This window comes from Pseudomonas sp. P7759 (assembly GCF_013386445.1).
In the GTDB taxonomy this organism is placed as follows: domain Bacteria; phylum Pseudomonadota; class Gammaproteobacteria; order Pseudomonadales; family Pseudomonadaceae; genus Aquipseudomonas; species Aquipseudomonas azotoformans_A.
Genome location: NZ_JACART010000027.1, coordinates 78756 through 94729 on the forward strand (window position 1 = coordinate 78756; position 15974 = coordinate 94729).

Sequence of the window (15974 nt, forward strand, 5' to 3'; positions counted from 1 at the left end):
CGGCTAGAATGGCGGCCTTGTATTTACCGAGCCGCCCATGACGCCCATCACCCACGCCCAGCTCGACTGGGATGACCAAGGCCGCCCGCACTCGCGGGTGTTTGACGACGTGTACTTCTCCGATAAGTCGGGCCTGGAAGAAACCCGTTATGTGTTCCTCGAACAAAACCGACTGCAGGAGCGTTTTGCCGCCTTGCCGGTGGACGGGCGGTTGGTGATTGGCGAAACCGGTTTCGGCACTGGCTTGAATTTCTTGTGCGCCTGGCAATTGTTCGAACAGCACGCGGTGGCGGGTGCGCGCCTGCATTTTGTCAGTGTGGAAAAGTACCCGCTGAGCCACGCCGACCTGCAACGCGCCCTCGCCCTCTGGCCAGAGCTGCAACCTTTTGCCGAACAACTGCTGGCGCAGTACATCGCGATCCATCAAGGCTTCCAACGCCTGGTACTGGATAACGGTCGCGTGACCCTGACCCTGTTGATCGGCGACGCTCTGGAGCAACTGCCACAACTGGACGCGCAGGTCGACGCGTGGTTCCTCGACGGTTTCGCCCCCGCGAAAAACCCGGATATGTGGACCGCCGAACTGTTCGCCGAACTGGCACGCCTGGCCGCGCCGGGTTCGACCATCAGCACCTTCACCAGTACCGGTTGGGTGCGACGGCTGATCAACGCCGCAGGCTTCAAGATGAAACGCACGCCGGGCATCGGCCACAAGTGGGAGATCCTGCGCGGCGAGTTCCTCGGTTGGCCCGCCGAAACACCTGCACCGGCCGCCGCCAAACCCTGGTTTGCGCGGCCACCGGTTATCGAAGGCGAACGTCACGCCATGATCATCGGTGGCGGCCTCGCCGGTTGCGCCACCGCGGCCAGCCTCGCCGCCCGTGGCTGGCGCGTCAGCCTGCTGGAGCGGCATGCCGCACTGGCCCAGGAGGCTTCAGGCAACCCCCAGGGCGTACTCTATTTAAAGCTCTCGGCCCATGGAACGGCGTTATCGCAGTTGATCCTGAGCGGTTTCGGCCACACCCGGCGCCAGTTGGAACACCTGCATCGCGGGGTCGACTGGGATGGTTGCGGCGTGCTGCAACTGGCCTTCGATGCCAAGGAAGCCGAGCGCCAGGCAAAACTGGCCGAAGCCTTTGCGCCTGAGTTGCTGCACGTGTTGGATAAAGATCAGGCCCAGCAACGTGCCGGTATCCAACTGGAACAGGGCGGGTTGTTTTTCCCCGAGGGCGGTTGGGTGCATCCGCCGGCGTTGTGCCAATGGCAAACAGCGCACCCTATGATCAGCGTGCTTCCCCATCACCACGCGGTTGAGCTGCGGCACGTCGATAACCAGTGGCAAGCCCTCGACGGCAATCGGCTGTTGGCCAGCGCCCGCGTGGTGGTGCTGGCCGGCGCAGCCGACATCAAGCATTTTCCGGCGAGCAGCGAGCTGCCGCTCAAGCGCATCCGCGGGCAAATCACCCGATTGGCGCAAACCCCGGCGAGCGAAGCACTGGCGACCGTGGTCTGCGCCGAAGGCTATGTCGCCCCGGCGCGCTTGGGCGAACACACCCTCGGCGCCAGCTTTGACTTTAACAGCGACGACCTCACGCCCACCGCCGCTGAACACGCCGGCAACCTGGAGATGCTGCGGGACATCTCCGAAGACTTGCTGGTCCGCCTGGGCGCCGACCACCTCGACCCCGAGGGGCTGGAAGGCCGCGCCGCCTTCCGTTGCACCAGCCCCGACTACCTGCCCATTGTCGGGCCGCTGGCCGATCTCGCGCTGTTCAACCAAACCTATGCCGTGCTGAGCAAGGACGCCCGACAAGTGCCGGACACGCCCTGCCCCTGGCTGCCAGGCCTGTACATCAACAGTGGCCACGGGTCGCGCGGACTGATCACCGCGCCGTTGTGCGGCGAATTGGTGGCTGCCTGGATTGATGCTGAACCGCTGCCGCTGCCGGCCAGCGTGGCCGAGGCGTGCCATCCGAATCGGTTTGTCTTGCGCGCGTTGATCCGGGCCAAGTCGACCGCATCTTGATCAACCCGCCGGCGCTTCACACACATGCTGGTCGTCACTGCGCAATGCGCCCTTGGTCAGCCGCTCGATCTCGACGGCTTCGGCCTGCTCCCTTTCCAGCCTGATCTGATTCATCAGGCGCTGGAACTCGGCGCTCGACAGCTCTTCACGTTGCTCATAGACCTCATCGGCGCGCAGGCTGAAGGGGGCGTTCAACGTGTCAAAACGGCTGGCAAAAGCGAGTTTCAGGTAGCGTTCCCAAAACGGCAGCTTGACGATATAGGCCAGTAACTGTGGCGATAATTCAGCGCTCTTGAGTTCCAGCTCTGCTTGACTGAGCTTCACTTCGGTGACGCCTGCCAGGTCCGGGAACAACATGCCGCTTGGCTGGCCCGGCAAATAGACCTGAGGTGCCAGGCCTGCACGGTAAGCCAGCTCCACTTCCAAGGGGTCGTAGGTCGGATTTTCGCTACTGTGGCGAGCCGCAATTTTGCGCAACTGGTCGAGGCGAAAAAGCCCCTTGGCAACTTTCAACCGGGATCGGGCAGCCAATGGCTCACTTGCGTTCTCGCGGGACACCTCATCGATCTCCACCAGCACTTCCAGATCACTGAAGTTCATCGCCGTCGAATCGTCGCAATTGAACGGCGCACCGGCCCGCTCAAATACCTCTTTGCGCAGCGCTGCATGGGCAGCCGTGGCATTCAGTACCCGCCATACCCGCCGCTCCAAATCATCACGCACTTTGGTGGCATCCGCGGTATTGACCAACTCGGCGAGCAAATTAAACAGCTCCCCACTGTCTGGCTCATTCCTCAGTCCGGTCCATACCCGGTTCTTCTCGACATAGTCAGCGACACGCTCATTCGCCAACCAGTTCTCCCGCGCCCTATGTTCGGTCAAACGGGGTATGTCGTCCTCAAGAAACCCCATGCCAACGCCCACGCGGTCAAGATAAACCTTCAGGGCCGCTGCGCTTTCACCCGACAACGCGTTTAGGCGCAGGTTGTAGGCCTGCCCAGCCCGGCGAGGCAGCAGAAACAGCCAATCGGGCAATGTGGTGATCAAATTGCCGCGCAAGTCAACAAGATCCAGATACTGCAGGCCCCCGACACCGACAGGAAACTCCTTAAGCCCGCAATCGCGCAACCGCAACCGGCGCAAATCATGCTGATGCGTCACATCGGGCGCATTGAGCAAAGGGTTATGGGCCAGGTTCAGGGTTTTGAGCCGACGTATCTCACCGAGTTTCTTTCGTGTGTGTTCGGTGAGTTGCAAGCGATTGCGCGGCAAATACAAATATGTCAGGTCAGGCATCAACGACAGGGCTTCGGGCAAGCGCGTGATTTGGTTGTGCGACAGATCAAGGGTGTGCAGGTTGTTGAAGTGCTTGAGAAAATACGCCACCTCATCGTTCAAGCCCATGTTACGCAGAGACAACTGTTTGACCTTTTCGAAGCGTATCTGGGCGGGCAAAGTCGGCAGTTTTCCCACGACCATCTCGTCCAACGCCAGGCTGGGGACACTGCGCTGCTCTGGGTCCCTGAGCATAGTCAGCCCGCGCCAGCTGCATTCGATGGCCTCCCGGACCTGGGAACGGCTGAGGCGATAATCCCAATAAGGGATGACCTCAGGCACATAGTCCGTACGGTCACTGACCCAGCGTTTCAGCGCCTGCTGAAGTGCCTTGAACTCCTGCTCAAGCGCCTTTACCGCCTTCGCACGGCTCAAGTGGTCGGCGCCCGCGTCCTGCAGAAGATGTAAGACTTGCGCGCCATCCATCGCCGGGTAGAGCTTTCTGACTTTGCGCACCAACGCCGTTGAAAAATCCGCCAGTACCGGTGCGGCCAGTTCCCGCAACTGCGCGGATGCGCAAGCCGACAGTTGCTCCTCTACGGCCGGACGCTGCGTTCGCAAGTAGCGCCGCATACGAGGACGTTCGTCCTGACTCTTAAAGCGTAACTGGCTGCGCAGGCGGTCCACTGCTTGATCGCCCTCCAGGCCCATCAGTTTCCTTCGGGCAGTCGACAGGCAATCCACCACCGCCCGAAGCAATCCATCAGGGCCGCTGACACGGGTATTCAAATCCTTGCCTTGCTCATCGAAGGCCTGAAAACCCTGTGCATCTCGAACGATGGTGCGCTGCACCGAAGCGCCGGAAGCCCCTACCTGCTCAAGGACATCCCCGGTCATGCCACCTTCACGTAGCTGTACACACATATCCTGCGGCCAATGCGCCAGCCCCCCGAGCAAGCCGAAGATCACGCGTTGCGTTCCGCTACCGGCCAGGGGCGGCCAGTACAAACCCATCAGGGCATCGTCTTCGTCCATCTGCTCAATCGCTTCGCGACAGCGCTCTTCTAATGTCAACGACACACGATTGTCCTTGCGCAAATAGCGGCGATCCAAGGTGCGCGCTTCGGACAGTTGCTCCCACGCAAATCGGCGCGGCAAGCGCGGAAAGCGCGCGCACAGCGGCGCGAGGTCACCGGTGGCGACGCCGTTATAATCGTCATACAACCGCTCATAAAGGACGCGATGCTGTGCATTCATAGCCTCCAGCAAACGACGCTTGAGCAGCGGCTGGGCGTCCTCTAGCGGTACGCTGACGCCAAGCAACGTGCTGCGTTCTTCCTCGCCCAAGGCTTGCAGCAAGGTCTCCATCACTTGGCCATCCTTGAGTTGCTGCTCGTTGATATGAATGCTCAGGTCTTCATAGTTGAGGGGAGACAGGTTTGGGTAGCTCTCAAGGAGGTTGCCGTCAGCGTCCAATAGCTCGAAAAAGCGCCCTTTGGGCCAACTGGGTATCAGCGGCAAGGCGAGCATCTGGCTGCGGGCGGTGGCGGGTGTGAGAGCCTGCTCGGGCTCCAGCGCCTGGATCAGGTCAAGCATTTTGCGGTGCTGGCGAAACCGCGCCACTCCATCCTGGAAGCGTTCCGGCAGGGCTGTGTGTGCCTGAGCCAGCTGACGCAACATAGGCAGGTCCATTTGATTAATGGTAGCGATACTTCGTAGGTCGTCCGACGGCACCTCGGCCAGGCCAGGGTCAATGCGATGGAGAATGTTCAACGGCTCAGCCCATTCCCGCGCACGCTCATAGTCGTGTTGCCAGCCACCCTGGAAATTATGTTGCAATGGCGGCCGATACGCAGCCGGCCGTTGCGGGTGGATGATTCGCCATTGCCCGAGGTTCGCGTCATAAGCAATGGCATACGACTCGCCCGCCAATTGGATATAGAGGCCCTCGCTGGCCAGGTATACGCCCTGCGAGTTACGCGCCACCGAATCGGTCATCTCCACAGCTTGGCGATAGGCCGCCAGCCGTGGCTGCCACAACCTTGGTTGGGAATCACGTAGCTTGACGGCCTCGACTTTGTCGAAAAACTCTGCAGACGAGGCCAACTTGCGCTTGAGCGACCCCACCACGCGCCCGCCTGCCGCGAACAGCACCATGGCGGCAAGGTTTTCCGCCACATTGACCAGATGCTTGAGTGCCTCGGCGTTGTCGCCATGACTCCAGTCCTCGACCCCGTCGAACACCTCCCCCAGCAGTTGACCGATGGCAACACCCATCATCAGTTGCCCGAGTACCGGCACCACGAAGGCCGCAACATTGAGGACATCCAGCCCGAAGTTGAGGTAATCCCACAGGCGCTGTTGCCGCGCGTCTTCATCCACTTGAGCCTTGGGCACGGCCAATACCCGCGCATCCAACTGGACTTTGCCGACGCAGGCGCGGAAGAAAAAATCGCTGAAATTGTCGTTTACCGGTATTGCTTGCAGCGAACCCAGCGCACCACCGGCTTGAAAGTGGCTGAGAAAATCCACGCGCTCGGATTCATCCAGATAGCGTACGAACGCCTGCCGGTAGGACGCCACTCGCAACTTGAGCGTGAGGTACTGCTTGAAGTCCGCCAGGGTCGAGTATTCGTACCAGGGACGCAGCGGTTCGTCGGGCATGTAGACGATCAGGTTATCCTCGGCCAGCTCACCGGCCTGCGCCTCAGAAAACACCAACACACTCCACAGGCAGGCCTTGTCCAGATTAAGGCCCTGCCAGATCAGGCGTTCCTGGGTGAACTCCGAATCGGCATGCCGGGCGGCTGGCAAGTCGGCCTTGATCAACTTGAGCAGACGAGCATGGGTGGCCTGGCTGATAGCTTGCCTGGCCAGGGCGAGGTGCAGGTCTGTCAGCATATCGGCGCGCTTGCCCCGTCCCACATCCAGTGCGGCAAGGTTGTAGCTCAGGGGCAGCGCCGACTCGCCTGGGGCAGGCAAGCTGAAGACGTCGCGTAAATGCGCCTGGTAGGCGTTGCCCAGATCCAGATCGCGGCAATAGCCCACGAATTGATGCGCGGTGAGACCTGACACAATGCTGTTGTCAGCCCCCCGGCGAATCAGGGACTTTTTAGGCAGGCCGTCGAGTTCGGCCTCGGCTTCGGAAAAATTCTGCATGGCCGCCTGCACTAGGCTGTGTTTTTCCAGAGTGGTCGAAAAAATCGGAATACCGCTCACGTTAGGCGCAATTTCGAACGGTTCGCTCCTGGGGCGTTCCAGATAGTCCTGGCGAACATTCAGCCCCGCATGCCCTTTGCCGACCAGATATTCCTGCAGTTTTGCCGTGCAGAACTCATGCAACGGCTGCAGCCGGCCAAGGCGCTGCTCAAGGCGTTGGCGCGGGGCCCCACTGTCGAGGTAGGCCTGCTCGACGGCCGCCAGGCTGCCCGGCGGCGCGTCGAGCATCCAGTGCGGCAACGTCTGGTGCAACACCTGTGCCTTATCCAGATCGCCGGTCATATCGAGTAAGGCGGCGTCCAGCTCATCGCGCGTTACGGGGGCAACCTCTTCATATAAACCCTGTGTTTCAGTCATTCCAACCCTCCCTGATGCAATCAATGATGGCTGGAGACGATAAACCTACGGCCCGTGGAAAAAGGTTCAAAAACCGCAGCATTCAAGGGCTGAAACGCCGCAGATTTTGCGGCGAAACCGGCTTCTTGTACCACCACTGGCACGCAGCCCGCGCACGGCCGACAGAGTCCACGCCGAGATTGCGGCTATTTGCCTTATAACTTATCGGTCTAAAACTCCACGAATAGCCCCGTGTCAGTTTCTGGGTACGCGCCCTTCAGGGCGTATTGAGTGTTTCCCCTCCCCAACGGAAAAACCGGTAAGGAATTTATGTGCGGATTAGCTGGAGAATTACGTTTCGATGCCCAACCTGCCGACCTGGCAGCCATTGAGCGCATCACCCATCACCTGGCTCCCCGTGGCCCAGACGCCTGGGGTTTCCATGCCCAAGGGCCGATTGCACTCGGCCACCGGCGCTTGAAAATCATGGACCTGTCGGACGGCTCAGCCCAACCGATGGTCGATTCGCAGCTCGGCCTGTCATTGGCCTTCAACGGCGCGATCTATAACTTCCCGGAACTGCGAGAAGAGCTGGAAGCCCTGGGCTACGCCTTCTATTCCGGCGGCGACACCGAAGTGCTGCTCAAGGGCTATCACGCCTGGGGCGAGGCATTGCTGCCAAAGCTCAATGGCATGTTCGCGTTTGCGATCTGGGAACGTGATGCCCAACGCCTGTTCATCGCCCGTGACCGTCTTGGCGTGAAGCCGTTGTACCTGTCACGTACCGGCCAGCGTTTGCGCTTTGCCTCGGCCTTGCCGGCACTGCTTAAGGGCGGTGATATCAACCCGATCCTCGATCCGGTGGCCCTCAACCATTACCTGAACTTCCACGCCGTGGTGCCTGCGCCGCGCACCTTGCTGGCCGGCATCGAAAAAATGCCGCCAGCCAGCTGGATGCGCATCGACGCCAGCGGCAAGACCGAGCAGAAAGTGTGGTGGACCCTGCCCTACGGCCCACACGACGACGAAAAAAACCTGACCCTGGAAGACTGGACCGACCGCGTACTCGACAGCACCCGCGAAGCCGTGGCCATCCGCCAACGTGCGGCGGTGGATGTGGGCGTGTTGCTCTCCGGTGGTGTCGATTCGAGCATGCTCGTGGGCCTGCTGCGCGAAGTCGGCGTACAAGACCTGTCGACGTTTTCCATCGGTTTTGAAGACGCCGGCGGCGAAGCGGGCAACGAGTTTCAATACTCCGACCTGATCGCCAAGCACTACGGCACCCGCCACCACCAATTGCGCATCGCCGAAAGCGAGATCATCGAACAACTGCCCGCCGCTTTCCGCGCCATGAGCGAGCCGATGGTCAGCCACGACTGCATCGCCTTCTACCTGCTGTCGCGGGAAGTGGCCAAACATTGCAAAGTGGTGCAGAGCGGCCAGGGCGCGGATGAACTGTTCGCCGGTTACCATTGGTATCCGCAGGTGGACGGCGCCAGCGATCCGTACGCGGCTTATCGCGATGCGTTTTTCGACCGCAGCTATGACGATTACGCGGCGACTGTCGCGCCAAAATGGCTGACCGCCAATGACGCCGCCGGTGACTTCGTGCGCGAACACTTCGCCATGCCAGGCGCCGATGCCGCGGTGGACAAGGCCCTGCGCCTGGACAGCACGGTGATGCTGGTGGACGACCCGGTCAAACGCGTCGACAACATGACCATGGCCTGGGGCCTGGAAGCGCGCACGCCATTCCTGGATTACCGCCTGGTGGAACTCTCGGCGCGGGTGCCGGGTAAGTTCAAGCTGCCCGATGGCGGCAAACAGGTATTGAAAGAAGCCGCGCGCCGCGTGATCCCAAGCGAAGTCATCGACCGCAAAAAAGGCTACTTCCCGGTACCTGGCCTCAAGCATTTGCAGGGCGACACGTTGAACTGGGTACGTGAACTGTTGCTCGACCCGAGCCAGGATCGCGGCCTGTTCAACCCCGCGATGCTTGACCGCTTGCTCACCGACCCGCAAGGCCAATTGACTCCGCTGCGCGGCTCCAAGCTGTGGCAACTGGCGGCGCTGAACCTGTGGCTCAGCGAACAAGGAATCTGATCGATGAAACCCCATGCAGCGGCTTACAGCCAACGTTTGCTGAAGGGCCAGGCACCGTCGTACGAGCGCCTGCAAGCCCGGCTGGCGGAAGATGGCAGCCCATTGGCGGCCGAACCGATTGCCGTGCATTGCGGTTGGGGCCGGTTGTTGATCGGTCATACCTTTCCAGACCCTGCCAGTCTCGCCCAGGAATTGCTCAATGAGCAGGCGGGCGAGCGGGATATCGCGCTTTACGTCGCGGCGCCCCAGCAGATCCTGGGGATCGACCCGCAGCAATTGTTCCTCGACCCTTCCGACACCCTGCGCCTGTGGTTCACCGACTACCGCCCCGCCACTCGCGTGTTCCGCGGCTTTCGCATTCGCCGGGTGCAGACTGAGGCGGATTGGCTGGCAGTGAATCAGTTGTATCAGGGACGCGGCATGTTGCCGGTCGACGCAGAACGCCTCACGCCGCGCCATCAAGGTGGCCCGGTGTATTGGTTGGCGGAAGACGAAGACAGCGGCGCGGTGATCGGCAGCGTCATGGGTCTGAATCACCAAAAAGCCTTTCACGACCCGGAAAACGGTTGCAGCCTGTGGTGCCTGGCGGTCGACCCGCAATGCACGCGGCCAGGCGTGGGCGAAGTGCTGGTGCGCCATTTGGTGGAACACTTCATGAGCCGTGGCTTGAGCTACTTGGACCTGTCAGTGCTGCACGACAACCGTCAGGCCAAGAACCTCTACGCCAAGCTTGGCTTTCGCGCGCTGACCACCTTTGCGATCAAGCGCAAGAACGGTATCAACCAGCCTCTGTTTCTCGGCCCGGGCCCGCAGGCGGGGTTCAATCCCTATGCGCGGATCATTGTCGAAGAGGCGCATCGTCGTGGTATCGACGTACAGGTGGATGATGCGGATGCCGGGTTGTTCACCCTGAGCCACGGCGGGCGTCGCGTGCGTTGCCGTGAATCGCTGAGCGACTTGACCAGCGCCATCAGCATGACCCTGTGCCAGGACAAAAGCCTGACTCACAAAGTGCTGAAAGCGGCCGGTTTGAAACTGCCTTCACAGCAACTCGCGGGCAGCGCGGATGACAACCTGGAGTTCCTCGACGAGCACCAGCGCATCGTCGTCAAGCCGCTGGACGGTGAGCAAGGCCAGGGCGTGGCGGTGGACCTGCAGAGCATCGAAGAGGTGCAGCAGGCCATTGAAGCGGCGCGGCAGTTCGACAGCCGTGTGCTGTTGGAGAGCTTTCACGAAGGGTTGGACCTGCGCATCCTGGTGATCGGTTTCGAGGTGGTTGCCGCTGCGATTCGTCGCCCTGCGGAGGTGACCGGTGACGGCCACCATTCCATCGGCGCGCTGATCGAAGCCCAAAGCCGGCGCCGCCAGGCTGCCACCGACGGCGAAAGCAAAATCCCGTTGGATGCCGAAACCGAACGCACCTTGAAAGCCGCCGGTGTCGACTACAGCAGCATCCTGCCCCGTGGCCAGACCCTGGCCGTGCGCCGCACCGCCAACCTGCACACCGGCGGGTGCCTGGAAGACGTCACCGCCATCTTGCACCCGACGCTGGTGGACGCCGCCGTACGCGCCGCCCGCGCCCTGGACATCCCCATGGTGGGCCTGGACCTGATGGTGCCCGCCGCCGATCAACCCGAGTACGTGTTTATCGAAGCCAACGAACGGGCCGGCCTGGCCAATCATGAACCGCAGCCTACCGCGGAGAAATTTGTGGATTTGCTGTTTCCCCATAGCTGAACGATCCGAACCCCAGGAGTCTTTATGAGCCGAACCATCCCCGAACCGGATCTGAATTACCTGCAAAAAGTCCTGCTGGAAATGCTCGCCATTCCCAGCCCCACCGGGTTTACCGACACCATCGTGCGCTACGTCGCCGAGCGCCTGGAAGAACTCGGCATCCCGTTTGAGATGACCCGCCGCGGCACCATCCGCGCGACCTTGAAAGGCCAGAAAAACAGCCCCGACCGCGCCGTGTCCGCGCACCTGGACACCATCGGCGCGGCCGTGCGTGCGATCAAGGACAACGGCCGCCTGAGCCTGGCGCCGGTGGGCTGCTGGTCGAGCCGCTTTGCCGAAGGGAGCCGCGTCAGCCTGTTCACCGACAATGGCGTGATCCGCGGCAGCGTGTTGCCATTGATGGCCTCCGGGCATGCCTTCAACACCGCCGTGGATGAAATGCCGGTGAGCTGGGACCACGTGGAACTGCGCCTTGACGCCTATTGCGCGACCCGCGCCGATTGCGATTCCCTGGGCATTGGCATCGGTGACTATGTCGCCTTCGACCCGTTGCCCGAGTTCACTGAGAGCGGGCATATCAGCGCGCGCCACTTGGATGACAAAGCCGGTGTCGCCGCCCTGCTCGCGGCGCTCAAGGCCATTGTCGACAGTGGCGAGCCCTTGCTGATCGACTGCCATCCACTATTCACCATCACCGAAGAAACCGGCAGCGGTGCAGCCGCCGCCCTGCCCTGGGACGTCAGTGAGTTTGTCGGCATCGATATCGCCCCGGTCGCCCCCGGCCAGCACTCCAGCGAGCACGCGGTCAGCGTGGCGATGCAGGACTCCGGCGGGCCGTATGACTATCACCTGTCCCGGCATCTGCTGCGCCTGGCGTCTGACAACGAATTGCCAGTGCGTCGCGACCTGTTCCGCTATTACTTCAGTGACGCACACTCAGCGGTCACCGCCGGCCACGATATCCGCACCGCCTTGCTGGCGTTTGGTTGCGATGCGACCCATGGCTATGAGCGCACTCATATCGACAGCCTCGCGGCGTTGAGTCGTCTATTGGGCGCTTACATCCTCAGCCCGCCGGTGTTCGCCAGCGATGCACAGCCGGCCCAGGGCTCCCTGGATCGGTTCAGTCATCAGATCGAGCACGAGACGCAGATGGAAAGCGACACACGTGTGCCGTCGGTGGACAGCCTGGTGGGCAATAAGTCCTGAGGCTGGCAACCAGGGTCCCGGCGCAGTAGCATCGCCGGGATCCATCACCCGAGGCCTGTATGCTGATTCCCTACGACGCACTTGAAGTCGACACCCTGACCCGTCTCATCGAAGATTTTGTCACCCGCGACGGCACCGACAATGGCGACGACACGCCCCTGGAAACCCGCGTGTTGCGCGTGCGCCAGGCGCTGACCAAGGGCCAGGCACTGATCGTGTTCGACCCCGAGAGCGAGCAGTGCCAGTTGATGCTCAAGCACGATGTGCCCAAGCATCTGTTCGACTGAGCGGGTTTTCAGGGGTTGGGCACAGGCACCGGATGGGTTCTGGCGTCTTGGCGCTCGAGGATCTTCTGGTACACCTCCGCGCGATGAACATGCACCCCGGCCGGCGCTTCAACGCCGAACTTCACCTGGTTACCGTTCAACTCAAGGATGTGCACGGCGATGTCATCGCCGATGGAGATGACTTCGCCTACAGCGCGGCTTAAGACCAGCATGGCGGTTGTCCTTTTAACAGTGAAAGGACCTCGACCATGCGCGCTGGGGGTGGACCGCAGCAATGGCTTGCCGCGAAATCAGGCCATACCTACAAACGCAGGTAAATTGCCTGACAGACTACTACCTGATCAGCCCTTGGCCGCCTGCGCTTTAGCGCGCATTTTGTCAGCCATGGTGGTCATCTCGTCATAGAGCAGTTGCGGGTTCTTCTGCTTCAACGCCCACGCCATCCGCCCTTGTTCATGTGGCAAGATCATGAACTCGCCTTCTGCCACGCGCTGGTAGATGTAGTCGGCAATGTCCGCCGCCGAGATCGGCGAGCTCTCAAGCAACTTGCCTACCTGGGCCTTCATCGCCGGGGTCGGCCCACGGAACGAATCCAACAGGTTGGTCTGGAAGAATGACGGGCATACCACGTGCACGCCGACTTCCTGCTGCTTGAGTTCCACCAGCAGGCTTTCCGACAGTGCGACCACTCCGGCCTTGGCCACGTTGTAGTTGCTCATCGCCGGGCCCTGCATCAACGCCGCCATGGACGCGATGTTGATAATGCGGCCCTTGCTCTTTTCCAGCAGCGGCAGGAACGCCTTGCAGCCCTTGACCACGCCCATCAGGTTGATCGCGATTTGCCAGTCCCAGTCTTCCAGGGACAGTTCGGCAAAAAAACCACCGGAGGCCACGCCGGCATTGTTGACGATCACATCGATGCCACCCAGTTTCACTTCGCACGCCTGGGCGAACGCGGTGAGTTGGCTGTAGTCGCGCACGTCGCAACGCTGGATAAACCCGTCGCCACCCGCCTCGCGTACGAGCTTGAGCGTTTCCTGCAAGCCAGGTTCGCTGACGTCTGACAAGGCCAACTGCCATCCTTCACGGGCCCAGCGCAAAGCGATTTCGCGGCCCAGGCCCGACCCGGCGCCAGTGATCATCATGCGATTTTGCATAGGAGGTAGCCTTGTGGTTCACGGAAGAAGTGACCGGCAGTGTAGCGAAGGTTCTTCCTGCCCCCATCCACCATCAGAATGATGAATGCCCCTGGCAAACCGGCAGCCGGGTCGGAGGTTCGCGTGTAGCCTAAGTTCAATATTTTTCAACTAACAACGCGTATTTGCGAACGCATTAAAAGAAATAAGCAAGTGTGCGAAATGCTTTAAAAAAATACTGAATTTTCCGCAGAGGGTAACAGTCGGAGTTGTTAAGGCGTTCGTGAATCAACTAGCGGGCCTATCGTTAATAACCGGTCTTTGCAGAAGGCCAATAAGGAAAAAAACCATGAGCCTCATTCTGATCATTATCCTGATCCTCCTGCTGGTCGGTGGTCTGCCAGTATTCCCTCACTCACGTAACTGGGGTTATGGCCCGTCAGGTATTCTGGGTGTTGTGCTGGTCGTCCTGCTGGTGCTACTGCTGCTCGGCCGGATATAAAAGCCAGGCAAAAAAAAGAGGCCTTTAAAGGCCTCTTTTTTATTGCCGGTTATTTAGTCCGGCTTACCGTCAACCACGCCAGCGGTGTTATCCAACAGGCTCTTGGTTGCCGTCTGCAGGAACGACTCCAGTTTCTGCCTTAATGCACCCTCGTCCGGCGACTCTGGAATCACCTTACCGGTCGGGTTGGCGCCCAGCTCGTATTCCCACAACTTCGGCGGCATTTCCTTGGGCAGTACCAGGATGCGATCGCCGGTGACCAGCGCCACAGTCTGATCGCTGCCCGACGGCTTGATCACACCAAAGCCCTTGTCGCCTTCCGGCAGGTTCAGCAGGTCGCGGCCCCAGCACTGGTGCAGGGTCTCGCCACCGAGGCGGCCCATGATGGTCGGCACGATGTCGATCTGCGTACCGACAGTGTGGTCACGCTCGCCGAACTTCTCCTGCATGCCCGGTGCAATCATCAGCATCGGCACGTTGAAGCGACCCAGGTCCATTTCAGTAATTTGCTGCTCGTTACCAAAACCATGGTCGCCCACGATCACAAACAGGGTTTCCTTGAAGTACGGCTCCTTGCGGGCCTTTTCAAAGAACTGGCCAAGGGCCCAGTCGGAGTAGCGCATCGCCGTCAAATGCTCGTCGAGGCTGCCACGGCCCGTGACCTTCTCCACCGGCAATGGCGTCGGCAAGGCATACGGCGTGTGGTTGGACAGGGTTTGCAGCAAGGCATAGAACGGCTTGCCGCCTTCGCGGGCTTTCAACTCTTCCAGGCCACGGTTGAACATGTCCTGGTCGGATACGCCCCACGTCGGGTCGGAGAACACCGGGTCGACGAAGTCGTTACGCCCGATAAAGTTGGTCATGCCCTGGTTGCTGAAGAAGCCCGACTGGTTGTCCCAGGCAAAATCGCCGTTGTAGACATACACGTCGTCAAACTTGCGCGCGCTGAGCAACTGCGGCAGGCCCGACAGCTTGTGGCTGCCCTCCGGGGTCTGCATCAGGTATTCGAACGCCGGCAGGTTCGGGAAGCACGCCATGGTGGCGAACATGCCTTGGTGGGTGTGCGTGCCGTTGGAGAAGAAGCGGTCGAACAGCAGGCCTTCCTTGGACAGTTTGTCGAAGTACGGCGTGATATTACCCGGACGCCCCAGGGCGCCGACCGAGTGACCGGCGAAGCTTTCCATCAGGATCACGACGACGTTCTTGATCGGCAGGGTTTTCTCGGCCGGCGGGGTGAACTCGCGGCGCACGGCGGTGGTGTCGGTATCCACCAGTTTTTCCGTCGGCAGCACCAGCATGTCACGCACGGTCTGGGTTGCCAGCGGCTGCTCCAGCGTGGCCTTCCAGGTGTTATCACGGTGTTCGGAGAAACGCGCCTTGGCGGCGCCGATCAACGACAGCGTGCCATTGAGGCCCAACTGGTTGGCGAAGTTCGAATCGGTGGTGTACACGTCACCCCAACGCAGCGGCGGGCCCTGGCGCAGGGTGCCGCGAATGGCGACCACGGCGACCAGCAGGCACACCACAAACACCGCAATACGCGTGTACCACGGCGCCACTTGGCGGGTGCCGATGCTGCCACCGCTGAACGGGCCACGCGGGCGTGTTGCACGGTCGGCGCCTTTGAAGGCGATGCTAAGGATCAGCGTACCCACGGCCCAGGCCAGCAGGTAGCGCACCACCGGGAAACCGTACCAGAGCATGCTCATCACGGTTTTCGGGTCTTCCTTCACGTACTGGAAGACCAAGCCGTTGAGGCGCTGGTGGAATTCGCGGTAGAAGTCCATTTCCATCAGGCCCAGGAACAGGGCAATGCTGGACGCGACAGTCAGCCACAAACGGAAGAACCCACGCGCAGCCATGGCGCGGACGCTGAACAGAGCCAGCAGCAGCGGGACCAATGCGTACATCACAAAGCGGATGTCGAAGCGCGTGCCATTGCCGAACGCTTCCAGGAAGGTCGAGGCCGGCGTGTCGAGGATCATTTCACGGTTGTACACCAGCAGCGCGAGGCGCAGCAGGGAGAACATCACCATCATGACCAGTGCGCAGAGCAGCGTGTACGCCAGATGGGATTTGACGGTCGGTTGCAGCAAGCGATTTGAAGCGCGCTGCTGATTCAGGGCGTCCGGGTTTGCCATGTC

Annotated in this window: 10 protein-coding genes; 6 read left to right on the top strand and 4 right to left on the bottom strand. The window is 60.9% G+C overall.

All coding sequences use genetic code 11. The features are described from left to right. The first annotated feature begins 37 nt into the window (after positions 1-37). Positions 38-2026, top strand: a complete 1989-nt coding sequence (gene mnmC / locus HX823_RS20970) for a bifunctional tRNA (5-methylaminomethyl-2-thiouridine)(34)-methyltransferase MnmD/FAD-dependent 5-carboxymethylaminomethyl-2-thiouridine(34) oxidoreductase MnmC (RefSeq protein WP_177076436.1) — start codon at positions 38-40, stop codon at positions 2024-2026. Here mnmC and HX823_RS20975 read toward each other — a convergent pair whose 3' ends face one another. Beyond that, a complete protein-coding gene (locus tag HX823_RS20975; RefSeq protein ID WP_177076438.1) occupies positions 2027-6877 on the bottom strand; it encodes an NEL-type E3 ubiquitin ligase domain-containing protein in 4851 nt (1616 codons plus the stop codon). It lies immediately after the preceding gene. A gap of 309 nt (positions 6878-7186) precedes the next feature. Between HX823_RS20975 and HX823_RS20980 the strand changes: the two genes are divergently transcribed. From HX823_RS20980 to HX823_RS20995, 4 genes are read left to right on the top strand one after another with little or no spacing between them, the layout of a single operon-like run. Then, positions 7187-8959 (top strand): N-acetylglutaminylglutamine amidotransferase, encoded by a 1773-nt coding sequence (locus HX823_RS20980; RefSeq protein ID WP_177076440.1) that lies wholly within the window; start codon positions 7187-7189, stop codon positions 8957-8959. Positions 8960-8962: 3 nt separating this feature from the next. After that, positions 8963-10696 carry an N-acetylglutaminylglutamine synthetase gene (ngg, locus tag HX823_RS20985; RefSeq protein WP_177076442.1) on the top strand — a complete coding sequence of 578 codons (1734 nt, stop codon included), beginning with the start codon at positions 8963-8965 and terminating at the stop codon, positions 10694-10696. A gap of 24 nt (positions 10697-10720) precedes the next feature. Then, positions 10721-11905, top strand: coding sequence for an osmoprotectant NAGGN system M42 family peptidase (locus HX823_RS20990; protein WP_010208883.1), 1185 nt, complete (start codon positions 10721-10723; stop codon positions 11903-11905). A 59-nt stretch (positions 11906-11964) separates the two neighbouring features. Then, positions 11965-12192, top strand: coding sequence for a YheU family protein (locus HX823_RS20995; RefSeq protein WP_003192759.1), 228 nt, complete (start codon positions 11965-11967; stop codon positions 12190-12192). A gap of 8 nt (positions 12193-12200) precedes the next feature. Here HX823_RS20995 and csrA read toward each other — a convergent pair whose 3' ends face one another. Further along, on the bottom strand, positions 12201-12404 hold the full coding sequence (csrA, locus tag HX823_RS21000) for a carbon storage regulator CsrA (protein ID WP_038847428.1): 204 nt from the start codon (positions 12402-12404) through the stop codon (positions 12201-12203). Between the two features lie 129 nt (positions 12405-12533). Further along, positions 12534-13349: an SDR family oxidoreductase gene (locus tag HX823_RS21005; RefSeq protein ID WP_016976386.1), complete on the bottom strand. Its 816-nt coding sequence runs from the start codon at positions 13347-13349 to the stop codon at positions 12534-12536. A 328-nt stretch (positions 13350-13677) separates the two neighbouring features. Here HX823_RS21005 and HX823_RS21010 point away from each other — a divergent pair, with 328 nt between their 5' ends. Continuing rightward, a complete protein-coding gene (locus HX823_RS21010; RefSeq protein WP_015885095.1) occupies positions 13678-13830 on the top strand; it encodes a DUF3309 family protein in 153 nt (50 codons plus the stop codon). Between the two features lie 53 nt (positions 13831-13883). On the opposite strand, the gene HX823_RS21015 is transcribed toward HX823_RS21010, so the two are convergent. Further along, positions 13884-15971 carry an LTA synthase family protein gene (locus tag HX823_RS21015; RefSeq protein WP_177076444.1) on the bottom strand — a complete coding sequence of 696 codons (2088 nt, stop codon included), beginning with the start codon at positions 15969-15971 and terminating at the stop codon, positions 13884-13886. Positions 15972-15974: the final 3 nt, after the last annotated feature.

What these genes read in the sequence shown, in the direction of transcription:
- mnmC (WP_177076436.1), top strand. Translation starts at nt 38, where the DNA reads ATGACGCCCATCACCCACGCCCAGCTCGACTGGGATGACCAAGGCCGC.
- HX823_RS20975 (WP_177076438.1), bottom strand. Translation starts at nt 6,877, where the DNA reads ATGACTGAAACACAGGGTTTATATGAAGAGGTTGCCCCCGTAACGCGC.
- HX823_RS20980 (WP_177076440.1), top strand. Translation starts at nt 7,187, where the DNA reads ATGTGCGGATTAGCTGGAGAATTACGTTTCGATGCCCAACCTGCCGAC.
- ngg (WP_177076442.1), top strand. Translation starts at nt 8,963, where the DNA reads ATGAAACCCCATGCAGCGGCTTACAGCCAACGTTTGCTGAAGGGCCAG.
- HX823_RS20990 (WP_010208883.1), top strand. Translation starts at nt 10,721, where the DNA reads ATGAGCCGAACCATCCCCGAACCGGATCTGAATTACCTGCAAAAAGTC.
- HX823_RS20995 (WP_003192759.1), top strand. Translation starts at nt 11,965, where the DNA reads ATGCTGATTCCCTACGACGCACTTGAAGTCGACACCCTGACCCGTCTC.
- csrA (WP_038847428.1), bottom strand. Translation starts at nt 12,404, where the DNA reads ATGCTGGTCTTAAGCCGCGCTGTAGGCGAAGTCATCTCCATCGGCGAT.
- HX823_RS21005 (WP_016976386.1), bottom strand. Translation starts at nt 13,349, where the DNA reads ATGCAAAATCGCATGATGATCACTGGCGCCGGGTCGGGCCTGGGCCGC.
- HX823_RS21010 (WP_015885095.1), top strand. Translation starts at nt 13,678, where the DNA reads ATGAGCCTCATTCTGATCATTATCCTGATCCTCCTGCTGGTCGGTGGT.
- HX823_RS21015 (WP_177076444.1), bottom strand. Translation starts at nt 15,971, where the DNA reads ATGGCAAACCCGGACGCCCTGAATCAGCAGCGCGCTTCAAATCGCTTG.